The following is a 21318-nucleotide window of genomic DNA, read 5'->3' as shown; positions in this document are numbered from 1 at the left end:
TTTTAGAGACACTACTGAACACTCTCAGACTCCTCATACTTCTGTTTTTCTTCCTCAATTAATGTGCGGCGAAGAATTTTACCAACAGCAGTTTTAGGTAACTCATTACGGAATTCGTAAAGACGAGGGACTTTGAAGGCTGCCATATTCTTCCGGCAATATTCATTCAACTCATCTTCTGTAATATCACTGCCTTGCTTTTTGACGATGAAAGCTTTTACTGTCTCGCCACGATATGGATCAGGTACACCGACAATGACCGCTTCCTGTATTTCCGAATGCTCATAAAGGACTTCCTCAACCTCTCGTGGATAAATGTTATAGCCACCAGCAATGATCATATCCTTTTTACGGTCAACTATATAGAAATAACCATCTTCATTCATATAACCCATATCTCCAGTCCTGAACCAGCCGTCCTCACTTAATACCTGGGCTGTTTCCTCAGGCTTGTTCCAATAACCCCTCATTACTTGAGGACCTTTAACAACGATTTCGCCGATTTCACCGTGATCGGATTCTTCATCCGTTTCCATTTTGAAAATCTTTGCATCTGTGTCAGGCCATGGAACTCCTATGCTGCCACTGACTCTTTGCCCCCATACAAAATTGGAATGGGTAACAGGGGAAGTTTCTGTAAGCCCATATCCTTCTACAAGTTTTCCGCCGGTCACTTCTTCAAATCGTTCTTGTACTTCGACTGGTAATGGCGCTGAACCACTGATGCACGCTTCTATAGAAGATAAATCATATTTCTTTAAGTCTGGATGATTCAACAGGGCAATATAAATGGTCGGGGCTCCTGGGAACAAAGTGGGACGTTGTTTTTCAATCACTTTCAAAACGTCTTCAGGTTCGAATTTCGGCATAAGCACCATTCGATTCCCCATCATGACCGACAAATTCATAACAGATGTCATACCATATACATGGAAAAAGGGAAGGATGGCTAAAACAGTTTCTTCACCATCTTTACATTTGTACAACCATTTCTTAGACATTTGGGTATTTACGACTAAATTGTAGTGTGTAAGCATTACACCCTTCGGAAAACCGGTGGTACCTCCAGTGTATTGTAGAAGAGCCAAGTCTTCCAGAGGATCGATTTCAACAGGCTTTACATCTCCACTGCTTGTTTTCAACATGTGTGTCCATAAATGTGTATCTGTAGATTGTTCTGGTTTAACAAGCACTTGATATTGCCTTTTTTGAATAAACGGGTAAATTTTGTTTTTAGGAAACGGCAGGTAATCTTTAATACCTGTCACAATGATGTGTTCTAGGGACGTGTCTGGTTTCACATTCGCCGCCTTCGGATAAAGGACATCCAAACAAATGATCATCTTGGTACCCGAATCATTCAATTGATACTCCAATTCCCTTTCCATATACAATGGGTTTGTCTGAACGACGATTCCACCAGCCATCAGCACTCCATAATAAGCGATGACGGACTGTGGACAGTTGGGAAGCATAATCGAAACACGGTCACCTTTTTCTAAGCCTAAACTCTGCAGATAACTGGCGAGGGACTGTGCCTGGTCGTACAATTCCTCATAGGTAAGCTCTTTCCCCATAAAATAAAGCGCTTTCTTTTTACCGTAAACTTCTGCACTCGCTTTCAAATAATCGTGCAATGGACGATTATCGTATTCCAGGCTGACTGGGACTTCTGGTGGGTAATGCTTATGCCATGGACGTTGAAAGGTTGTCATACATGCATGCCTCCCTTTTAGTTGTCTTCTATTCTATTATAACGACTAAAGAATCATTTTTGAAATATTATTTTAAATTTTGAAAATTTTACATAAATAGGGGGGGGAGTTATGAAAAAAGTCCTTTCCGGAGAAAGAACTTTTTAATTATAGGATGAAGAACAGTACACCAACAATCAGGAATAGTGTGGCTACCACCATCAGTATTTTAGCTAAAGTTTCCACATGTCTCTCCCCTTAAATGATATTCGCTCCAATCACATAAGAAAGTCCTACAGATATGATTAACGATATAAATCCGACCGCCCGGTTATCAGCCGCTATTTCCTTATCGATTTTAAAAGAAGGGGTTAGAAATTCAAAAATGAAATAGCCAAATAACAGAAGGACGAAACCATATAACCCCCACCCCATCGTTTGAATGAGTGAATCATTATGTTCAATCGAAAAACGAAAAATATTAGCGATTCCGAATATCTTACCTCCGGTAGCCATAGCTACTGCAATATTTCCTTTTTTTATTTCTTCCCAATTGTTATATGAAGTCACGATTTCGAAAACTGCCATGAAAACGATGAGACAAAGGACTACGACACTGTAGCGTGCAGCTGTTTCGACTAACGTATATTCCCAAAAAACACTCATAATTCGCCCTCCCCCTTACCTTTCCATTTTAACGGAGTTCTAATACAGTAACTCCACTTCCACCTTCATTCATTCCCCCGGCACGGTGGCTGGAGATATTCCGATGGTTCTTAGCGAAATTTTGGACGGCTGTTCTCAGTGCTCCTGTTCCTTTTCCGTGGATGATGGAAACTGTAGGATAACCAGCAAGCAACGCGTCATCAATGTACTTCTCTAATTTGTTCAAAGCATCTTCATATCGTTCTCCTCGAAGGTCGAGCTCTGTTTTCACATGAAAGCTCTTCCCTTTTACAGTCGCCATCGGCTTCTCTTTATATGGCTGTTTTGCTTTTACGAACTCAAGTTCTTTACGTTTTGCTTTCACCTTCATAACGCCTACTTGTACCTGATACTCATTCTTACCTGTCTTATCAACAATGGTTCCTTGTTGATTCAATGTGAGCAGCTTCACTTCATCACCAGTGTTCAGTTCTTGAGTATCTCTCTTAGGTGCCGGAGACTTCTGTTTCTTTTTAGCTAATTCCGGCTGAGCTTCTTCAAACATTTTACGGGCTTCAATCCACTCATGCTCTTTCATTTGTGCCTGTGATTTCATGTTACGGATTTCACCAACAATGCTTTCCGCTTCTTCTCTTGCTTGTCGAATCGCCTTTTCTGCTTTTGCTTCCGCTTTCTCGTAAAGCTTCTCACGCTGCTCTTCAAACTGATTCCACTTGACCTTCAATTCATTTCTCAGATCTTCAGCTTCCTGAAGGAGACGCTCAGCTTCATTATAATCCTGTTCAGCTTCCCGTTTGGAGTCTTCCAAGGACGCAATCATATTTTCGACACTTTGAGAGTCGACACCAATGTGACTTTTAGCAGAGTTGATAACAGCTTCATCCAACCCCAGCCTCCTGGATATTTCAAATGCATTACTGCGCCCTGGCACTCCGATAAGCAAACGGTATGTCGGTCTGAGAGTTTGGATGTCAAATTCAACAGAAGCATTGATGACTCCTGGGCGATTGTACCCATAGGCTTTCAGTTCAGGGTAGTGAGTTGTTGCAATAACTCTTGCATCCCTTTGCACTACTTCATCCAAAATGGACATAGCTAGCGCGGCACCCTCTTGAGGATCCGTTCCTGCTCCTAATTCATCAAATAGCACAAGTGAGTTATGGTCGACCTGTTTTAAGATATCAACGATGTTTGTCATATGGGAAGAAAAGGTGGACAAGCTCTGCTCAATGGATTGCTCATCGCCGATATCAGCGTATACCTCATCGAATACAGCTAGCTCACAACCGTCCAAGGCAGGAACTTGCAGCCCGGATTGGGCCATCAAAGTAAACAAACCCACCAATTTCAATGCAACTGTTTTACCACCTGTGTTAGGACCTGTGATGACTATCGATGAATAATCTTCGCCGAGCTCGATATCATTCGGGACCACTTCATCTGCAGGGATCAAAGGGTGTCGAGCTTGTTTCATCTTAATTCGGCCTTCGTTGTTCATGTTTGGCATCGAAGCTCTCATGAGCTTACTCAGTTTCGCTCTTGCAAACATGAAATCGATATGGCCTAAAACTTCGACATTTTCATATAAGGTTTGATGATTTTCTGCAATGGTCTCAGAAAGATCCTTTAAAATCTTTTCCACTTCGTTCTTTTCCTGTACTCGGGATTCTTGAAGTTGGTTGTTCAAATCGACAACTGTCTGCGGTTCTATGAAAAGTGTAGCACCAGAAGACGATTGATCATGAACGATACCACCGATCGATCCCCTGTATTCTTGTTTAACAGGGAGGACATATCGTTCGTTACGAATAGTTACGATGGCATCTGAAAGCATTTTTGCCTTCGACTTTGTAAAAGCATCCATCTTATCCCTGACACGACTTTCATAGGTACGGATTTTGGAGCGGATTGACCTCAATCTCTCAGAAGCACCATCCATCACTCCACCATTCTCATCAATACAATTTCTAATATCGTTTTCGAGATCCTTCATTGGTACGATTCCTGTGATCATTTCCCTCAGAATCGGCATTTCAGGTTCATCCATATCTTCCACAAACCTTTTCAACTGCCTGCCGCCATATATGGTACTTGCAATATCCAGGCATTCCATCGCACTCAGAACCCCGCCAATGGTTGTCCGTTTCAAACTCGGCTTAATATCAAAAATTCCGCCTAGTGGAACATGTCCTTTCAAACGTAACACTTGTGCAGCTTCGTCTGTTTCCATTTGCCATTTACGAACCTGGTCTATATCAGAGGAGGGTTTCAGACCTGCTGTCTTTTCTTTCCCTAAAGACGATGCAGTTTGTGCATTTAATTGCTCTATGATTTTTTTGAATTCTAATACATGAAGGATGCGTTGATTCATGTGTAACCGTCTCCTTTTATTGCTGTTAATGAATGTTGAATTTTTCCATTAACTGTTGTTTGGTCCATGTGTTTATTACCGTGCTTTTCCTCAACCACCCTTTGCGGGCTGCACCTATTCCTATATTCATGTGGTCAAGCATTGGATAACTGTGGGCATCTGTGTTAATTGCTATTTCAACCTCTTCTTCCTGGGCCTTCATCAACCATTCCCAGTTCAAGTCCAAGCGATTCGGATTGGCATTAAGCTCAAGAATCGTCCCTGTCCGCTTCGCGCCTTGAATCAAGCCTTCTAAATCAACGGCATATCCTTCTCTACGTCCGATCAACCTACCGGTAGGGTGCGCGATCATATTCACATGCGGATTTTCTAAAGCGTTTGACAATCGCTCCATTATTTTATCTTCTGACTGTTGGAAACTTGAATGAATAGATGCGATTACAAAATCCATTTCTTCTAAGAAATCGTCATCAAAGTCCAGGCTTCCATCAGGAAGAATATCCATTTCTATGCCAGCAAAAATATGGAAGTCATCCATCGCTTCATTAACTTTTTGTATCTCTTCACGTTGTGAGCGAAGACGCTTTTCACTTAATCCATTAGCTACACGCAAAAATTTAGAGTGGTCCGTAATGGCGATATACTCATACCCCTTCGATTTTGCACGCTCTGCCATCTCTTTTATGGACTGCGCTCCATCACTCCACGTTGAGTGCATATGGAGATCTCCACGAATATCTTTCAAATTAACTAAATCGACAGGTTCTTTGAACCTATCTACTTCTCCATAATTTTCTCTCACCTCTGGAGGAATGAAATGAAGGTCGAAGTGTTTAAAGAAATCTTCTTCGCTATCAAAGGTTTTGACTTTCCCACTTTCTACATTCTCGATTCCATATTCACTTATTTTTTCATTTTGCTGCTTTGCAAGCTGTCTCATGGCAACATTATGATCTTTTGAACCTGTAAAATGATGCAGTGTCGTAGCAAATTCTTCAGGTGCTACGATGCGGAAATCAATGCCGATATCATAGCCTTCATTGACGACAATCGACACTTTCGTTTCCCCTGAGGCGACTACATCCTTGATATCTGGATAAGATAGCAATTCGTCCCTTGTCTCCTCAGGTTTTTTTGATGCAATGATAAAATCAAGATCTTTGATCGTTTCACGCATCCGTCGTAAACTTCCGGCTCTTGAATAGCGGTCGAAAGTTTGAGCCTCTCCCAAGAACGATTCGATCTTTTCAGCTAATGGCAGCATGTGAGCAATGGGCAGACGCTCAGGTCTGGAATGAGCATCTTCTAATGCTTTCAACATTTTCTCAGCAGACTTTTTACCGAAACCTTCAAGCTCTTCTACTTTTCCGCTCTCTAAGGCGTCTTTCAGTGATTCGGCATCTGTCACTTCTAATTGCTTATAGAGCTTGGCCAATTTCTTTCCGCCAAGCCCTGGGAGGTCAAGTAAAGGAACAAGACCTGCCGGAACCTCTGCTTGTAACTGTTTTAAAGTATCAGACTCTTCATTCTCTAAAAATTCATCGATGACAGCTGCTGTCCCTTTACCGATCCCTTGCATTTTAGTGAAGTCCTCAATTTCACTGAGTGAACGGTCATCTCTTTCTAAAGCCTGGGCAGCTTTTCGATAAGCAGATATTTTAAAAGGGTTTTCCCCCTTCAATTCTAAATAGACAGCAATTTTCTCTAATAATTTTATTACCTGTTTTTTATCAATAGCCATTTAAAGATCTACTCCTTTTCATGGTTTCAATTTTATAGGGAGTGGGGTAATGGGGAGATGCATTTTAGCAGCTTCCTGCTTCTTTCAAAGAAGTCTTTTTTTCATGCCATCTCCAAACGATGAAAAAGAGCCGCCATGATCGAAATCATAGCGGCTCTACCTGCATCTTTTCTAAACGTCCCTAATCAGCCTGCTACATGCTCAATCCATAATGTTTTCAACTGTTCCGAAAACACCGGCGTATGTTCTACAATCAGCTGTGCAAGCATCGACCCGTCCAGAGCACTTTGAACACCTGCAAGTGGAACAAGTGCCGCTATGTACAATAATACAAACAATATGACATAGTTTTCGATGAAGCCTAGGATTCCACCCAATAAGGTATTTAAAGAACTCAGGATCGGGAGTTCTGACACGAAGTCCAGCATCGAAGCAATAATATGTAAAATGATCTTAGCTCCGAAGAATATGATGGCAAATGCAATAGCATTATAAAAACCCTGCTCCAATGGCAGATCATCTAAGAAAACAGCCCATGAAGAATCTTGTGGCAACTCAGGGTAGGGGACCCATAAAGTCAGTTTCGGTGCCAGATCATCATAGTAAATCACTGCAAGTACAAAGGCTATTACGAAACCGATCAAATGAAACAGTTGAAGGATAAACCCTCTTTTCAAACCAGTCAAAACTCCGATAAATAAGATGAATAATAGCAATAAATCAATCATAATCTCAGTTGTCCTCTTTCTCTTTCTTTTCAATATAGTTCATCAGTTCTGTACACTCTTCCTTCAATTTCATATATTCGTTCATTGTATTCACAGCGGTCAATACGGCGAGCTTTGCCGTATCTAGACTAGGGTTCGCTTCATGAATTTCACGCATTTTCTGATCCACCAGACTAGATACCATACGGATATGATGGGGCTCCTCATGACCAACTATAGTGTAAGACCGTTTATTGATCTCCACTGTAATTCTTTTTCTTCCTTGGTCTGACTGCGACACATACATACCCCCTAGTTTCTCTCAATCCTAAACTTTATATTAACACGAAGGCTTACAATTAGGAAACCAATATGGCCGTATTTAGCAAATGTTCTCATTTCCTATCCAATTTGCTATACTGTCCTTATCATTTTCTAATACAGAAAGGAACTCATTATGCCCCAGGTTGTATTAAAATTACCCGCCTCTACTTTGGAGGAAATGAAAAAACATTACGCAAAACAACAAAAAGCGGACCCTCCTTCACATGCATTGTTCGCAGCCAAAACCAGCAACTGTATGATTACCGCTTACCGTTCCGGAAAGGTACTGTTCCAAGGGCAAAACCCTGAAGCAGAAGCGGGGAGATGGGGGGATGTGACAAACGCCTCTTCACAAAAAAAGAAAAAAAGCAATGTGAACCAACATGAATTCTACCCTGATGATAGGTTGTTCCAAAGCTCTCATATCGGTTCAGATGAAGCGGGTACAGGAGATTATTTCGGCCCCATAACCGTCGCGGCAGCATATGTTACAAAAGAACAGATTCCTCAATTGAAAGCAATCGGGGTAAAGGATTCCAAGAATTTGTCCGATGCTCAAATCACTGATTTGGCCAAAGACATTGTCTCAATGAAAATTCCGTATAGTCTCTTGCGCCTTCCGAATAAGAAATACAATCAATGGCAGCGCAAAGGATGGAGCCAAGGAAAGATGAAAACCATCCTTCACCACCAGGCCCTCACACGTCTATTAGAAAAAATCGAACCTGAAAAACCAGCTGGGATACTAGTGGACCAGTTTTCAGAACCGCATGTTTATCAAAAACATCTGAAGAGTGAAAAGTTGGTTCTTCAGGAAAATATGTATTTCATGACAAAAGCAGAAAGTCATTCCATTGCAGTGGCCACAGGATCGATCCTTGCCCGCTCAGCTTTTGTAAAAGCTATGAACCAGTTAGAGTTTGATACAGGTTTACCTATACCCAAAGGTGCTTCTTCCAAAGTGGACAAAGCTGGGGCTGCTATTATTGAAGCCTATGGTGAATCTAAACTTGAAGAGTTAGCCAAAGTCCATTTCGCTAACACACAAAAAGCAAAAAAATTAGTGAAATAAATACACAGTCTGATCTTTTATATTCTTAAAATAGAAAGGGGCTGGGACAAAACACTAACTGCCACTGGAAAAGACGAACAATAGGGTGGAATGGACCCAATGGAGCGTAGGCAACATACGTAGGCTCCTGCGGGAACAGCACGAGGCGAAGACCCCGGAAGAAAAGCGGTCTTTGCTTTCTGAGGAGGCTGAGGCCGTGCCCGCGGAAAGCGAAGTATGTTGCCGGAGCGGCGTATGCATTAATTGCTTCATAAAGAAAACCCGAACGAATTCGTTCGGGTCTTCTAGCGGGAAAATTCTTTTGTCACAGCCTCTTTTCTTATGAATCAGCCGCGCAACTCTGCTTCATGCCTTTCTTTGACAGCCGATAAAATCCGGTTATGCGTTTCTTCTACCTCTTGATCCTTCAATGTTCGTAATGGATCGAGATAAAGAAGACTATAAGCTAAGGATTTCTTCCCTTCTGGCAAGTGTTCTCCTTGATATACATCAAAAACCTGTACATCTTTAACGAGTGGAGAGCCAGCTTCTGCAATCGTCTCCTCAATGGTTCCTGCAGATACCTGCTCATTTACGACCAGAGCAATATCTCTTGATACAGATGGGTGACGAGGAATCGCCTGGAAAGTTTCCTCTTTTACATATTCTTGGAAGAGTTCTTCTAAATTCACATCAAACACATAGGTTTCTTTCAATCCAAGCTCTTTTTGCAACTTCGGATGAACTTGTCCCGCGAATCCTATCGTTTTTCCTGCAACAGCAACAGTAGCCGTCCGGCCCGGATGCATATGTGGAAGTTTGGCTTCCTCGTATGTGAAAGGTAAATCCAGCTGTTTGCTGAGTCCTTCCAATATACCTTTCACGACGAAAAAGTCGACCTGTTTTTTCTCTTGCTGCCAAGGGTGGCTTACCCATTGCCCCGTTATGGCCCCAGAAGCACGCAACACTTCATCGGGTTGTTTCGTCACCTTCTGCTCTTCACTGATGAAAACAGTACCTACTTCATAATAAGCCAGATTTTCCTGCTTTCTTGCCACATTGTATGACAGGGATTGCAATATTTCCGGAAGCATGCTTAAACGCAGGTAACCATGATCTTCACTCATCGGCATGGCCAACCCGACAGGATTATTTGCACGGCCACTTACTTCTGGACTAACTAACATGGATGCTTTCTTTTCATGTGTCAGTGAGTAAGTAATCGTTTCATGCAATCCTGCGCCTTCAAAATAATGCTTCACTCTGCGTTTCAACTGTTGTTCCAGAGTCAATCCACCTGCTTGAGAAGCACCCTGTGGTAACGTGTAAGGGAGGTTGTCATACCCATAGATACGTGCGACTTCTTCTAGCATATCTTCAAAAATGGTAATATCTCCTCGTCTTGTAGGAATAGAGACGGCGAATTCTTCTCCATCTTGCTCAAAAGAAAATTGCAGACGGCGAAAGATATCTGCCATTTCATCAGTCGTGATTGCTGTTCCTAACCGATTGTTAATCACACTTGTCACTACGTTGACCTTCTTTTCAGAGCGATCTAATTCATCATGGCTCACTACTCCATCTAATACGGTCCCGCAGGCATATTTCTGGAGAAGTTCACATGCACGTTTACCCGCTCGTTCAACACGATTAGGATCAATACCTTTTTCGAATCTAGTGCTGGACTCACTACGCAAACCATGATCCTTCGAAGATTGGCGAACCACAGATGGATTGAAATAAGCAGCCTCCAAAATGATGGTGGAAGTATCATCCTGTACTTCAGATTTCGCTCCCCCCATTACTCCTGCAATGGCGTGTGCCTCTTCACCATTAGTAATCACCAAGTGTTCAGGTGTTAGTATTCGTTCCTGATCGTCTAAAGTTTTAATCGTTTCACCTTCACCAGCCCGTCTTGTCAAAACCGTTTTCGAACCAAAGCGATCGTAATCGAAAGCATGTAAAGGTTGACCATACTCCATCAAAACATAGTTCGTTATGTCAACAACATTATTAATCGGGCGTATGCCTGCTGCAATGAGGCGGTTACGCATCCATAGAGGAGAGGGTCCGACCTGGATATCCTGTATTACAAAAGCTCCATAGTAAGGATTGGCATCTGTATCTTTTACAGAGACTGATATATAATCTGCCGCTTTCTCTTCAGCAGGTTTTACGTCTTCTTCCGCTAGCTCATAAGAACCATCAATCGCTGCTGCTACTTCGTATGCAACCCCCGCCATACTTAAAGCATCAGAACGATTCGGTGTCAAACCGAGTTCAATGATCAAGTCATCGAGGTTAAGGAGAGATACAGCATCGGCTCCTACCTCAACATCCTCCGGAAAAACAAAAATTCCATCAGTGAATTCTTTTGGAACATCCTTTTCATCTACGCCTAGTTCCTGCAACGAGCAAATCATCCCGTTCGATTCTTCACCACGTAATTTCGTTTTCTTAATTTTGAAATCTCCTGGCAGTACGGCTCCAGGTGTGGCAACAGGTACTTTTTGTCCTTGAGCTACATTCGGGGCGCCGCAAACAATTTGCAGGGTTTGTTCACCAATGTCTACTTGGCAAAGGTTTAATTTGTCTGCGTTGGGGTGCTGCTCGCAGGAACGGACCTGCCCAACGACTACACCTGTAACCGTATCTGCCACAGGTTCAACACTTTCTACTTCAATCCCTGTCTTAGTAATGATTTCTGCTAACTCTTCTGGAGAGTAATTACTCACGTCTATATATTCTTGCAGCCAATTTAATGATACAAGCATTTCTCTATTCCTCCTTTATGCCTTATGATACTGTTCTAAGAATCGGATGTCGTTCGTATAGAAATGCCGGATGTCGTCCACTCCGTATTTCAGCATAGCAATCCGCTCTGGTCCCATACCGAAAGCGAATCCAGAGTACTCTGCAGAATCATAACCTGCCAACTCCAAAACGTTAGGGTGGACCATGCCGCCACCTAAAATTTCTATCCAACCTGTACCCTTACAGACTGAACACCCTATTCCTCCACAAACTTTACATGAGATGTCCATCTCTACAGATGGTTCTGTAAAAGGGAAAAAACTTGGACGAAGACGGATTTCACGGTCTGAACCGAACATTTGCTTGGCAAAAGCATTCAAAACACCTTTCAAGTCGCTCATCCGTACATGTTTATCCACTAATAAACCTTCAATTTGTGTAAATTGATGAGAGTGAGTGGCATCATCGGTGTCACGGCGGTATACTTTACCGGGGCAAATCATTTTAACCGGTTCACTGCCATTCTTCGCTCCCATAGTACGTGCTTGTACAGGAGATGTATGCGTACGCAATAACAATTCTTCTGTAATATAGAATGAATCCTGCATATCTCGAGCTGGATGACCTTTTGGCAAATTCAGAGCTTCGAAGTTATAATAATCAGTCTCCACTTCTGGACCTTCTTTAATTTCAAAGCCCATTCCTATAAACAGGTCTTCAATTTCCTCAACGATGCTCGTCAATAAATGCGGTCCTCCTACTTGAACTGGACGACCAGGCAAAGTGACATCAACACTCTCTTCCTCCAATTGTTTTTCCATTGCTTCATCCTCTAAACGAGTTTGCTTCACTTCTATCGCTTCGGCTATATTCTCACGGACATCATTGGCCAATTGACCAATGACTGGTCGCTCTTCTTTTGATAACTTGCCCATACCTCGAAGAACCTCAGTAATCGGCCCTTTTTTTCCTAAGTATTCAATTCTGACATCTTTTAGATTTTGGACAGAATCAGCATTTTCAACTTTCTGTAAAGCCTCCTGCTTCAACTGTTCTAAACGTTCTTTCATCTCATTTTCCTCCTTTATATGAAAATAAAAAAGTCCCATCCCTAAAAAAGGGACGAGACTTATATGGTCGATTCGCGGTACCACCCTTGTTGACACATGTTGAATGTGCCCACTTCGAAACAATAACGGATATGGAATCCGGACCAAAAAATGGTCAGCTCCAGAGTGAAATTTCAATAAATGTCACATTAGAAGCACTTCCAGTCCAAGGTGCTTCCTTCCTGAAATGATTTACATTCATTTACTTTGCTCTTTCAACGCTTTTCAATAATGAAATTCTTTCAACTGAGTACATTATAGACAAAGACGATGATCGATGCAACCTTAGCCTCTCAAATGATACATCAAGACCGCGCCAGCAATTGCAACATTCAATGACTCCGCTTGACCGTAAATTGGAATATAGACCCGCTGATCTGATTGTGAAATCAAATCTTCTTTTATACCTTGCCCTTCATTCCCGACAATCAATCCAGCCTTCCCGGGAGTCTCAAGCTGTTGAAATGGCGTTGCCTTTTGTAAAGCAGCTGCCCATATCTCTACATTGTGTTTTTTCATGTGGTTTATATATTTTTGAAGGTCTCCGGTATGGATAGGTACGTGGAAAATGGAACCTTGAGTTGAGCGAATGACCTTATCATTATAAAGATCCACACAACCTGTACCCAAAATGACATCATCAAACCCTGCTGCATCAGCCGTTCTGATTAATGTACCGATGTTTCCGGGATCCTGCACAGCATCTATCATCAAGGTCAAATTACCAGGAGTATATGACAACTTTTTCTGTTTTACGAGAGCGGCAATTCCTTGAGGGGTTTCCGTTTCGGCAATGGCTGCAAAAACCTGTCCACTTACTTCTGTAACCCTAATACCCTCTGGAAACGGGAATTCAGTTCCTTCACGAAAGATAAGTTCAACAACATCCCAATCGCTTTTAAGTACTTCTTCTACCAGGTGAACACCTTCAACAAGAAACTGGCCCTTCATGTCTCTATACTTCCGCTTATGTAGTTTTTTCCATTCCTTCACTTTTGCATTTTGTAAGGAAGTCAGCATTTTTGTCCCTCATTTACGTGTTTATTTCTCATTTATCATACATAGCAGAAGCCGTGTTGGTCAAACTAAGAAAGAATATTATTACGATTTAAGTATAGAAAAAGGAGGTTGATTCAACATGAATCTGAACTTAAGAGCAGCAATCCTTTCAAATGTCAGTGGCCACGATGCCCAACAGCTTGAAGCTACGATTGATGATGCCCTGCAAAAAGGGGAAGAGAAAATGCTCCCAGGGCTGGGAGTCTTTTTTGAAATGTTGTGGAAAGAATCAGATGAATCGGAAAAACAGGAAATCCTGGGTACGCTGGAACAAGGACTTAAGCAATCCAACCAGTAATAAGTTTGGTAAAGTGGCTTATGGGAGGGGTCCAGCCTGTAAAAACCCAAAGCAGAATTCATCCCCGCCAAGGTTTCCACGAAAAGGGGTCACTTACGTCCTCATGAGAGACACTGGTACTGGATATAGCTTCAACCAAAAATAAGGTCTTCCCAGCCTGGTAATCCATCCTTACCTGGGTAAGAACGAAAAAGCCAACCCATTTAGAGAGGGTTGGCTTTCGACTTATTTGAAAGTAATGCGTTGTACTGTATCTGCATCCATACCTTTAATCACTTCTACAATCAATCGTACCGCGTTTTCAAAATCATCCCGGTGCAGCATTGCTGCATGTGAATGGATATAACGGGTAGCTATAGTGATTGATAGTGCTGGTACGCCATCGTGGCTTAAATGGATTGCACCTGAATCCGTCCCTCCACCTGCCAGGGAATCAAACTGATATGGAATCTCACGCTCATCAGCTGTATCTGTCACAAAATCACGCAAACCTTTGTGAGAGATCATAGAAGCATCATAAAGGATGATTTGCGGTCCATCCCCCATCTTGCTTGATGCATCTTTATCTGAGACACCAGGCGTATCTCCGGCAATTCCAACATCAACACCGAAAGCAATGTCAGGGTTGATCATGTTAGCTGAAGTACGAGCACCACGTAAACCTACTTCTTCCTGAACCGTACCCACTCCATAAACAATGTTCGGATGTTTTTCACCTTTCAGCTGCTTCAATACTTCTATAGCAATTGCACAACCGATACGGTTATCCCATGCTTTAGCAAGCAACATTTTTTCATTTTTCATTTGGGTGAATTCAAAATAAGGAACAACAGAGTCTCCTGGCTTCACACCAAACTCGAGCGCCTCTTCTTTACTTGAAGCACCGATATCAATGAACATGTCTTTGATATCTACGGCTTTTTTGCGTTGTTCTGGAGGCAGAATATGTGGAGGTTTTGAACCGATCACACCAGTCAAGTCACCGTTACGTGTCATGATCGTAACACGTTGAGCGAGCATCACTTGGCTCCACCATCCACCGACAGTTTGGAAGTAGATATAGCCGTTATCATCAATTCTCGTCACCATAAAACCGACTTCATCAAGGTGGCCGGCTACCATGATACTAGGCCCTTTTTTATTTCCTACTTTTTTAGCGATCAGACTGCCCAAGTTATCCGTAAATACTTCATCTGCATACGGAGTGATATACTGTTTCATCACATCGCGAGCTTCTCTTTCATTACCAGGCACACCTTTGGCATCAGTCAAATCTTTCAACATTTTCAACGTTTCATCAGTCTTTGCCATATGTATGTTTCCTCCTTTTCGTTTCCAATGATATTATAAACCTTTTGAAGCGATTTCACAAAAAATTGCGTCTTTTAATCATCTGGTTTCCTTAAATCACGTTAGATAGCCATTGCAGGAAGCTATCCAATATCAAGAAGAAATACAACCGCTCAGCTCACTCCTATCCCGGTCATTTCCTCCTCTTCAAACACTTCCATCAAATACCCTCTTAATAACCTTCATCTTGACGCTTGAAGTTGACTTGATTCTTATCTTCATAGGCTTTGATAAGTTCTCCCTCTGTTAACCCAAGAGTCAAACCTAATTGCAAATACTCATGGAAAAGGGCCATATAGGTTTCTTCATTTTTATAGAGACGAAATTGCTCAATGGATTTATATATGCTCAAAAATGCATCAGTTTGAGAGTCATAAGCTTCAGTATGTTCAGAATGGTACATGAACTCTAAATCAATACCTAAAGAAAGCAAAAAATGAACTCCATCTACATATTCTTCTAAAATGACTTGTTTCTCACTGGGACCTTTAGTACTCCAGAATTTAAAACATCTGGTTTCGTTTGCCAGTTCTCCGACTTCCACAAGGAGTGCTAAGATTTTTTCTTCCACTTTCTCACCTTTTTGAAGTTGGTGCTGATTTTCAATATACTGGTCTAGACGCCTTTGCATGAGATATAATGGTTCCCAATTCATATTATGGATCTCCTTTTCAAAAATTCTCTCCAATAATGTATCATTTTTTGAAACAAATGGACACGCCTATTCGTATGTATGCTATGAACCTACAATTAGGGAGACGATCGATATGATAATTATTTTGTTCCGTTTACTATTATTGATAGCAATCGCGTTCATCATTTATACAGCCTATAAATTCATTGTAAATCCACGAAGAAAGTTAGAGTTAGCCAGGGACAAGAGGGAATTTTATTTTCATGACAATAAGGACAACACTAAGGAAAATTTCCTGATCACATTAAAGGGGAATGTTTTTGAAGGGGAAAAATACTTAGGGACGACTGAGGATTCATTTGAAGTGGTTAACATTAATGTGAGTGCCCACAATCCAGAAAAACTGCAAGGGCTTGATCGTGAAGATATCTATTTCATGGAACAGGAAATTTTAATACGCTACCCCCATGCCTCAATCGAGTGGAAATATCCTGTCAACAGACTGATCATCCACCCACTTAAAGGCGGAAATGATTGAGTACTATCATTTGTTGTAATTCAATGATATAACAGGGCGCTATTGTGATCCACCCATGTATTGAGGCAGAGGTACCCCAAAAAACGAGTGAAATGGACGTTACAATAACTAAAGATTATTCATTGTTCCTATTAGGAAAAGCCTCTATATCTGGAAAGAATGTGAGAGGGAGATGAGTCAAGTCGACTCGTCTCCCTCTCCCTCTCACATTTATTATATAAGGACGTAAGGTTCCCCGACATACATGTTCAGCTGTTTTTGAGGATGTTCTTCAATTTCTTCCTGAAATATATTCTTTAAGCAGATGTCTGGAAGAAATCTCTCCATACAAAAACTTCGTATCTTTTTCTGATCATAAAACACAAACCGATCAAAGCACCTGAAAATGCAAACATCATCGGTATAGAAAATAATGTAATCCACTGCCCTACTGACGTATATACGAGTGCTAAAGGAAGATTCGCAAATAACGAAGACTTTGTATATTCCTTGAAATCTGCACTGATTTCTAACAAACAATAAGATAACAAATGAAAGTGTATAAAAGGGACCAGGCGCAAAACAGCCACTTGCTTTACAGTAAGATTAGCATGTTTCTTTAGCCAACGTTCTTTTAAACCTTTCAATTTCTTCAACCCTGAAGGCACAAGTCTAATGGTTCTGTAGAACAATAAGCTGGATAACATCGTACCTACGACGGAATAGGCAGTGCCTGCAATCGGTCCGAACAATACACCTCCAGTAATGCATACAAGCATCACAGGTAAAAATAAAAAAGGTCTTAACAAATGAATACCTATGAATAAGAGCGGTGCCCAGGCTTCTCGATGTTCTAACCAAGCAAGGATTGCATTAGGTGTTTCGCCCATACCATTCCCCTCCCTGTCTACATAATATGACAGAGCGATCAGAGATAGAACTTACTGGCCATGTAAGCTAAGGTTGCTAAATGAATGATTGCCAAGATAGGAAAAAGAAGCTTGAATGTTTTATGCTTCGTTTTGTGACGGTAAAGCTTCATGCCACTCCAGCCACCTGCCGCGCCACCTGCTAGCGCTAATATCCATAAATTACGTTCTTTAATACGCCATGATTTTCTTTTAGATCTTCGCTTATCTAAACCCATGAGGGAAAATAACCATATGTTCATCACTACTGCATACATAAGAAGATACATAAAGACATCCATGTACATCCCCCATTTTAAAAAAAGAGCCATTTCCTACCGATCGGAAATAGCTCTTTTCTATCATTATTTAAGTGCAGATTTAGCTTGTGTAGCCAAGCTAGCGAAACCTTGCTCATCATTGACAGCAAGATCTGCAAGCATTTTACGGTTCACTTCGATACCTGCAAGTTTCAAACCGTGCATTAGACGGCTGTAAGAAATGTCGTTCATACGCGCTGCAGCGTTGATACGAGCGATCCATAGCTTACGGAAATCGCGTTTCTTCTGACGACGGTCACGGTAAGCATATTGACCTGATTTCATTACTTGTTGTTTTGCAGTTTTGAATAGTGCATGTTTTGAACCATAATACCCTTTTGCTAGTTTAAGGACACGGTTACGACGTTTACGTGTCACTGTTCCACCTTTTACTCGTGGCATGGTAATCCCTCCTATTTAAATCGTTCTTTATTAGTCTTTCGGAAGCATATGCTTGATACGACGATAGTCTCCAGCAGAAACTAGTGTCGCTTTACGCAATTTACGCTTTTGTTTAGTAGATTTATTCGCGAACAAGTGGCTAGTGAATGCATGGGAACGTTTCACTTTACCTGTTCCAGTCTTTTTGAAGCGTTTTTGAGAACCTTTATGGGTTTTCATTTTTGGCATGTGAATTTCCTCCTTTTACTTGATACACTTACTTACTTCTCATTAAGAGGAGCAAGCATTAAGAACATACTACGACCTTCCATCTTAGGCTTGGTCTCAACTTGGGCTACATCTTTGCACTCTTCCGCCATGCGTTCAAGTACTTTTTGGCCAAGTTCTTTGTGAGTGATCGCACGACCGCGGAAACGGACAGATGCTTTCACTTTGTCACCTTTCTCCAAAAACTTGCGTGCGTTACGGAGTTTTGTGTTAAAGTCATGGTCTTCAATCCCAGGGCTGAGACGAACTTCTTTGACTTTGATGACCGTTTGTTTCTTACGAGCTTCTTTTTCTTTCTTCTGCTGCTCGAAACGATACTTTCCGTAGTCCATCACTCGGCAAACCGGAGGCTTCGCATTTGGGGCCACCATAACAAGATCAAGATTCGCATTTGCTGCTATATCGAGAGCTTCATTACGTGATTTAACTCCAAGTTGCTCACCATTCACGTCGATCAGACGAACTTCACGGGCACGGATTTTCTCATTAACGTTCATGTTATCCTTGCTAATATCGAGCCACCTCCAACAAATTTTAGAAAACTTATATGAGATCTGTCATCGACAAGATTTCCTAATAAAATAAAAAAAGCGTCGGTACATAATGCACCCACACGTCTCCTAAAAATATCAAAGGAATAGTGACCTGCCAACTGCATCAATGCGTCGATCAGGTGAGAAGCGGGTGCTCCTACTTGTCTCTAGATCCGTTCATTCAGTTACCTAAATTATAATAGCATGCCTTATGAAACATGTCAACAATGGAATCCGTCGACATGACTACTTAAATTAGAATAAGGGATGTTCTCATAAAAATCAAGGCTTTTTCAAGCAAAGTGCACTTTTCCCACCTATCACAAAAACTCCCTTACCTTGAAGACTCGGTTTCGAGACTTTTTGTGAGTGGATAGGTGCGGCAGGGAAAGCGACTTGTCTCCCACCGACCCTTAATTCGCACAAACACCTCGAAATCGAGTCTTTTAGAATAATTCCATATTTTGAAAAAACCAAATAATAAAAATCCCGTAAACCTTTGGGAAGGCTTACGGGATTTTTATTATTTTCTTAAAAGCTTTTGATCGATTTCATTACGGATTTCTGCTTTGAAAGTGCTCAATGGCTTCGTTTCGGATTTTTGTTCTCCATAACGACGAACATTAACAGCATTTTCTTCAATTTCACGATCACCGACAACGAGTTGGAAAGGAATCTTCTGCATTTGGGCTTCACGGATTTTGTAACCGATTTTCTCATTACGTTCATCCACTTCCACCCTTACACCGGCTTCACGCAATTCATCTTCAAGCTTTTTAGAGTGTTCTAAATGCGCATCTGCAGATACAGGGATGATCTTCGCCTGGACTGGTGCCAGCCACGTCGGGAATACACCTTTGTATTCTTCAATCAAGAAGGCTACAAAACGCTCCATAGTGGATACTACACCACGGTGGATGACTACAGGTCGATGGTCTTCCCCGTCCTCCCCTACATATGTTAGGTCGAAACGCTCGGGCAGGTGGAAGTCAAGTTGCACAGTGGAAAGTGTCTCATCTTTACCAAGAGCTGTCTTGACTTGAACATCCAACTTAGGTCCATAAAATGCAGCTTCTCCATCTGCTTCTACATATTCAAGCTCCATATCTTCCATCGTTTCTTTCAACATCGATTGAGCTTTATCCCACATGGCATCATTATCCACATACTTCTCTTTATCTTCTGGGTCACGATAAGAGAGGCGGAAGTAATAATCGTTGATTCCGAAATCACGATACACTTCTTGCACCAACCGGACTACACGCTTGAATTCATCTTTAAGCTGATCTGGACGAGCAAAAATATGGGCATCATTTAAAGTCATGGCCCGTACTCGCTGCAAGCCTGCCAATGCGCCAGACATTTCATACCGATGCATCATTCCAAGCTCAGCAATCCTTACGGGAAGATTACGATAACTATACAATTGGTTTTTATATACCATCATATGATGAGGACAATTCATCGGGCGAAGAACGAGGTCTTCATTGTCCATTTCCATTGTCGGGAACATATCATCTTGATAATGATCCCAGTGGCCGCTTGTCTTATACAAATCAACACTGCCAAGAACAGGTGTATAGACGTGGTCATAACCCAGGCGCTCTTCTGTGTCCACGATATAACGTTCAATTGTACGTCGAATCGTCGCACCCTTTGGCAACCACATCGGAAGACCTTGCCCGACCTTTTGGTTCACAGTGAAAATATCAAGTTCTTTACCAAGTTTGCGATGGTCACGCTCTTTCGCTTCCTCCAACATCTTCAAGTACTCATCCAGATGCGCTTTTTTCTCAAACTCTGTACCATAAATGCGTTGCAGCATTTGGTTATCGCTATTCCCACGCCAATAAGCACCAGAAATGCTAAGCAGCTTAAAAACTTTGATTTTACTAGTCTGAGGGACATGAACTCCTCGACAAAGGTCAAAAAATTCACCTTGCTTGTAAATCGTCACTTGCTCGCCCTCTGGAATATCATCAATCAGTTCCAGTTTCAGGTCGTCCCCGATTTCTTTGAACTTTTCTTTCGCTTCTTCTCGCGAAAGTTCAATACGTTCGATTTCCAAGTTTTCATCAACAATTTTTTGCATCTCTTTTTCAATCTTCGGAAGGTCTTCTGGAGTCAGTGATTCTTCCATATCGATATCGTAGTAAAAGCCATTTTCGATCACAGGCCCTACTCCGAATTTAACATTGCCGTATAAACGTTTGACCGCTTGAGCCATCAAGTGTGCTGTCGAGTGTCTTGCTACCTCGATTCCTTCCGGGTTCTTATATGTCAATATTTCAACTGCCCCGTCTTGTTCGATCGGACGTCTCAAGTCATAGGGTTCCCCGTCCAATTTGATCGCCAAAGCTTGTTTTTTCAATCCTGGCGAAATGGATTGCGCGATCTCTTCACCTGTGGTCCCTTTATCAAACTCTTTTATGTTCCCATCTGGAAATTTGACTTGAATCACATTAGCCATGCGAATCACTCCTTTTCTTCTTATGATCAATATTCTGTCAGTGCAAAAGAAGTCTGCCTTACACTTATTCACAGAATGCATCGAGCCAAAATAAAAAACGCCCGCCCCTCAGCATAATGCTAAGGGACGAGCGTTGTCACTCG

20 protein-coding genes and 2 other annotated features are annotated in these 21318 nt (G+C 41.7%); of the genes, 3 read left to right on the top strand and 17 right to left on the bottom strand.

Features of this window, described 5'->3' with window-relative positions; translation table 11 throughout:
* Positions 1-11: 11 nt before the first annotated feature.
* The 6 genes from HLI_RS17885 to zapA all read right to left on the bottom strand — a co-directional run bounded on the left by HLI_RS17885 (position 12) and on the right by zapA (position 7486).
* Positions 12-1715 (bottom strand): long-chain-fatty-acid--CoA ligase, encoded by a 1704-nt coding sequence (locus HLI_RS17885; RefSeq protein ID WP_128526269.1) that lies wholly within the window; start codon positions 1713-1715, stop codon positions 12-14.
* A 237-nt stretch (positions 1716-1952) separates the two neighbouring features.
* Positions 1953-2360 (bottom strand): DUF350 domain-containing protein, encoded by a 408-nt coding sequence (locus tag HLI_RS17880; RefSeq protein ID WP_128526268.1) that lies wholly within the window; start codon positions 2358-2360, stop codon positions 1953-1955.
* Positions 2361-2388: 28 nt separating this feature from the next.
* Complete coding sequence (locus HLI_RS17875) at positions 2389-4731, bottom strand: endonuclease MutS2 (RefSeq protein ID WP_128526267.1); 2343 nt, start codon at positions 4729-4731, stop codon at positions 2389-2391.
* 25 nt (positions 4732-4756) lie between these two features.
* Positions 4757-6472, bottom strand: a complete 1716-nt coding sequence (polX, locus tag HLI_RS17870) for a DNA polymerase/3'-5' exonuclease PolX (protein ID WP_128526266.1) — start codon at positions 6470-6472, stop codon at positions 4757-4759.
* Positions 6473-6657: 185 nt separating this feature from the next.
* Complete coding sequence (locus HLI_RS17865) at positions 6658-7200, bottom strand: CvpA family protein (protein ID WP_128526265.1); 543 nt, start codon at positions 7198-7200, stop codon at positions 6658-6660.
* Between the two features lie 4 nt (positions 7201-7204).
* Positions 7205-7486: a cell division protein ZapA gene (gene zapA / locus HLI_RS17860; RefSeq protein WP_128526264.1), complete on the bottom strand. Its 282-nt coding sequence runs from the start codon at positions 7484-7486 to the stop codon at positions 7205-7207.
* Between the two features lie 150 nt (positions 7487-7636).
* Here zapA and rnhC point away from each other — a divergent pair, with 150 nt between their 5' ends.
* Positions 7637-8575 (top strand): ribonuclease HIII, encoded by a 939-nt coding sequence (rnhC, locus tag HLI_RS17855; RefSeq protein WP_128526263.1) that lies wholly within the window; start codon positions 7637-7639, stop codon positions 8573-8575.
* Between the two features lie 326 nt (positions 8576-8901).
* Here the strand turns inward: rnhC and pheT are convergent, their stop codons facing one another.
* The 3 genes from pheT to HLI_RS17840 form a co-directional block, all read right to left on the bottom strand.
* Complete coding sequence (gene pheT, locus HLI_RS17850) at positions 8902-11328, bottom strand: phenylalanine--tRNA ligase subunit beta (RefSeq protein WP_128526262.1); 2427 nt, start codon at positions 11326-11328, stop codon at positions 8902-8904.
* A 15-nt stretch (positions 11329-11343) separates the two neighbouring features.
* Entirely contained in the window at positions 11344-12378 is a 1035-nt protein-coding gene (gene pheS / locus HLI_RS17845; protein WP_128526261.1) for a phenylalanine--tRNA ligase subunit alpha, read from the bottom strand.
* A gap of 45 nt (positions 12379-12423) precedes the next feature.
* Positions 12424-12645, bottom strand: a binding site (T-box leader).
* Between the two features lie 57 nt (positions 12646-12702).
* Positions 12703-13437 carry a TrmH family RNA methyltransferase gene (locus tag HLI_RS17840; RefSeq protein ID WP_128526260.1) on the bottom strand — a complete coding sequence of 245 codons (735 nt, stop codon included), beginning with the start codon at positions 13435-13437 and terminating at the stop codon, positions 12703-12705.
* A 118-nt stretch (positions 13438-13555) separates the two neighbouring features.
* Between HLI_RS17840 and sspI the strand changes: the two genes are divergently transcribed.
* Complete coding sequence (gene sspI, locus HLI_RS17835) at positions 13556-13774, top strand: small acid-soluble spore protein SspI (protein WP_128526259.1); 219 nt, start codon at positions 13556-13558, stop codon at positions 13772-13774.
* Positions 13775-13999: 225 nt separating this feature from the next.
* Here the strand turns inward: sspI and HLI_RS17830 are convergent, their stop codons facing one another.
* Both HLI_RS17830 and HLI_RS17825 read right to left on the bottom strand, forming a co-directional pair.
* Complete coding sequence (locus HLI_RS17830) at positions 14000-15085, bottom strand: M42 family metallopeptidase (protein ID WP_128526258.1); 1086 nt, start codon at positions 15083-15085, stop codon at positions 14000-14002.
* Between the two features lie 211 nt (positions 15086-15296).
* Positions 15297-15779 carry a dUTP diphosphatase gene (locus tag HLI_RS17825; RefSeq protein ID WP_128526257.1) on the bottom strand — a complete coding sequence of 161 codons (483 nt, stop codon included), beginning with the start codon at positions 15777-15779 and terminating at the stop codon, positions 15297-15299.
* Positions 15780-15891: 112 nt separating this feature from the next.
* Here HLI_RS17825 and HLI_RS17820 point away from each other — a divergent pair, with 112 nt between their 5' ends.
* Positions 15892-16296 carry a sigma-w pathway protein ysdB gene (locus HLI_RS17820; RefSeq protein ID WP_128526256.1) on the top strand — a complete coding sequence of 135 codons (405 nt, stop codon included), beginning with the start codon at positions 15892-15894 and terminating at the stop codon, positions 16294-16296.
* Between the two features lie 296 nt (positions 16297-16592).
* Here HLI_RS17820 and HLI_RS17815 read toward each other — a convergent pair whose 3' ends face one another.
* From HLI_RS17815 to thrS, 6 genes are all read right to left on the bottom strand, one after another.
* Positions 16593-17165 (bottom strand): TVP38/TMEM64 family protein, encoded by a 573-nt coding sequence (locus HLI_RS17815; protein WP_128526255.1) that lies wholly within the window; start codon positions 17163-17165, stop codon positions 16593-16595.
* A gap of 38 nt (positions 17166-17203) precedes the next feature.
* Complete coding sequence (locus HLI_RS17810; RefSeq protein WP_241655883.1) at positions 17204-17485, bottom strand: DUF1294 domain-containing protein; 282 nt, start codon at positions 17483-17485, stop codon at positions 17204-17206.
* Between the two features lie 63 nt (positions 17486-17548).
* Positions 17549-17905: a 50S ribosomal protein L20 gene (gene rplT / locus HLI_RS17805; protein WP_128526254.1), complete on the bottom strand. Its 357-nt coding sequence runs from the start codon at positions 17903-17905 to the stop codon at positions 17549-17551.
* Between the two features lie 30 nt (positions 17906-17935).
* On the bottom strand, positions 17936-18133 hold the full coding sequence (rpmI, locus tag HLI_RS17800) for a 50S ribosomal protein L35 (RefSeq protein WP_128526253.1): 198 nt from the start codon (positions 18131-18133) through the stop codon (positions 17936-17938).
* Positions 18134-18165: 32 nt separating this feature from the next.
* On the bottom strand, positions 18166-18669 hold the full coding sequence (infC, locus tag HLI_RS17795; RefSeq protein WP_128526252.1) for a translation initiation factor IF-3: 504 nt from the start codon (positions 18667-18669) through the stop codon (positions 18166-18168).
* 81 nt (positions 18670-18750) lie between these two features.
* Positions 18751-18874: a sequence feature (ribosomal protein L20 leader region), on the bottom strand.
* A 354-nt stretch (positions 18875-19228) separates the two neighbouring features.
* Positions 19229-21175 (bottom strand): threonine--tRNA ligase, encoded by a 1947-nt coding sequence (gene thrS, locus HLI_RS17790; protein ID WP_128526251.1) that lies wholly within the window; start codon positions 21173-21175, stop codon positions 19229-19231.
* Positions 21176-21318: the final 143 nt, after the last annotated feature.

The sequence above is a fragment of the Halobacillus litoralis genome, from assembly GCF_004101865.1.
Taxonomy (GTDB): Bacteria; Bacillota; Bacilli; order Bacillales; family Halobacillaceae; genus Halobacillus; species Halobacillus litoralis_A.
The sequence above is the reverse complement of the archived record's forward strand: the minus strand, read 5'-3'. Positions and strand labels throughout refer to the sequence as shown.

What these genes read in the sequence shown, in the direction of transcription:
- HLI_RS17885 (WP_128526269.1), bottom strand. Translation starts at nt 1,715, where the DNA reads ATGACAACCTTTCAACGTCCATGGCATAAGCATTACCCACCAGAAGTC.
- HLI_RS17880 (WP_128526268.1), bottom strand. Translation starts at nt 2,360, where the DNA reads ATGAGTGTTTTTTGGGAATATACGTTAGTCGAAACAGCTGCACGCTAC.
- HLI_RS17875 (WP_128526267.1), bottom strand. Translation starts at nt 4,731, where the DNA reads ATGAATCAACGCATCCTTCATGTATTAGAATTCAAAAAAATCATAGAG.
- polX (WP_128526266.1), bottom strand. Translation starts at nt 6,472, where the DNA reads ATGGCTATTGATAAAAAACAGGTAATAAAATTATTAGAGAAAATTGCT.
- HLI_RS17865 (WP_128526265.1), bottom strand. Translation starts at nt 7,200, where the DNA reads ATGATTGATTTATTGCTATTATTCATCTTATTTATCGGAGTTTTGACT.
- zapA (WP_128526264.1), bottom strand. Translation starts at nt 7,486, where the DNA reads ATGTATGTGTCGCAGTCAGACCAAGGAAGAAAAAGAATTACAGTGGAG.
- rnhC (WP_128526263.1), top strand. Translation starts at nt 7,637, where the DNA reads ATGCCCCAGGTTGTATTAAAATTACCCGCCTCTACTTTGGAGGAAATG.
- pheT (WP_128526262.1), bottom strand. Translation starts at nt 11,328, where the DNA reads ATGCTTGTATCATTAAATTGGCTGCAAGAATATATAGACGTGAGTAAT.
- pheS (WP_128526261.1), bottom strand. Translation starts at nt 12,378, where the DNA reads ATGAAAGAACGTTTAGAACAGTTGAAGCAGGAGGCTTTACAGAAAGTT.
- HLI_RS17840 (WP_128526260.1), bottom strand. Translation starts at nt 13,437, where the DNA reads ATGCTGACTTCCTTACAAAATGCAAAAGTGAAGGAATGGAAAAAACTA.
- sspI (WP_128526259.1), top strand. Translation starts at nt 13,556, where the DNA reads ATGAATCTGAACTTAAGAGCAGCAATCCTTTCAAATGTCAGTGGCCAC.
- HLI_RS17830 (WP_128526258.1), bottom strand. Translation starts at nt 15,085, where the DNA reads ATGGCAAAGACTGATGAAACGTTGAAAATGTTGAAAGATTTGACTGAT.
- HLI_RS17825 (WP_128526257.1), bottom strand. Translation starts at nt 15,779, where the DNA reads ATGAATTGGGAACCATTATATCTCATGCAAAGGCGTCTAGACCAGTAT.
- HLI_RS17820 (WP_128526256.1), top strand. Translation starts at nt 15,892, where the DNA reads ATGATAATTATTTTGTTCCGTTTACTATTATTGATAGCAATCGCGTTC.
- HLI_RS17815 (WP_128526255.1), bottom strand. Translation starts at nt 17,165, where the DNA reads ATGGGCGAAACACCTAATGCAATCCTTGCTTGGTTAGAACATCGAGAA.
- HLI_RS17810 (WP_241655883.1), bottom strand. Translation starts at nt 17,485, where the DNA reads ATGGATGTCTTTATGTATCTTCTTATGTATGCAGTAGTGATGAACATA.
- rplT (WP_128526254.1), bottom strand. Translation starts at nt 17,905, where the DNA reads ATGCCACGAGTAAAAGGTGGAACAGTGACACGTAAACGTCGTAACCGT.
- rpmI (WP_128526253.1), bottom strand. Translation starts at nt 18,133, where the DNA reads ATGCCAAAAATGAAAACCCATAAAGGTTCTCAAAAACGCTTCAAAAAG.
- infC (WP_128526252.1), bottom strand. Translation starts at nt 18,669, where the DNA reads ATGAACGTTAATGAGAAAATCCGTGCCCGTGAAGTTCGTCTGATCGAC.
- thrS (WP_128526251.1), bottom strand. Translation starts at nt 21,175, where the DNA reads ATGGCTAATGTGATTCAAGTCAAATTTCCAGATGGGAACATAAAAGAG.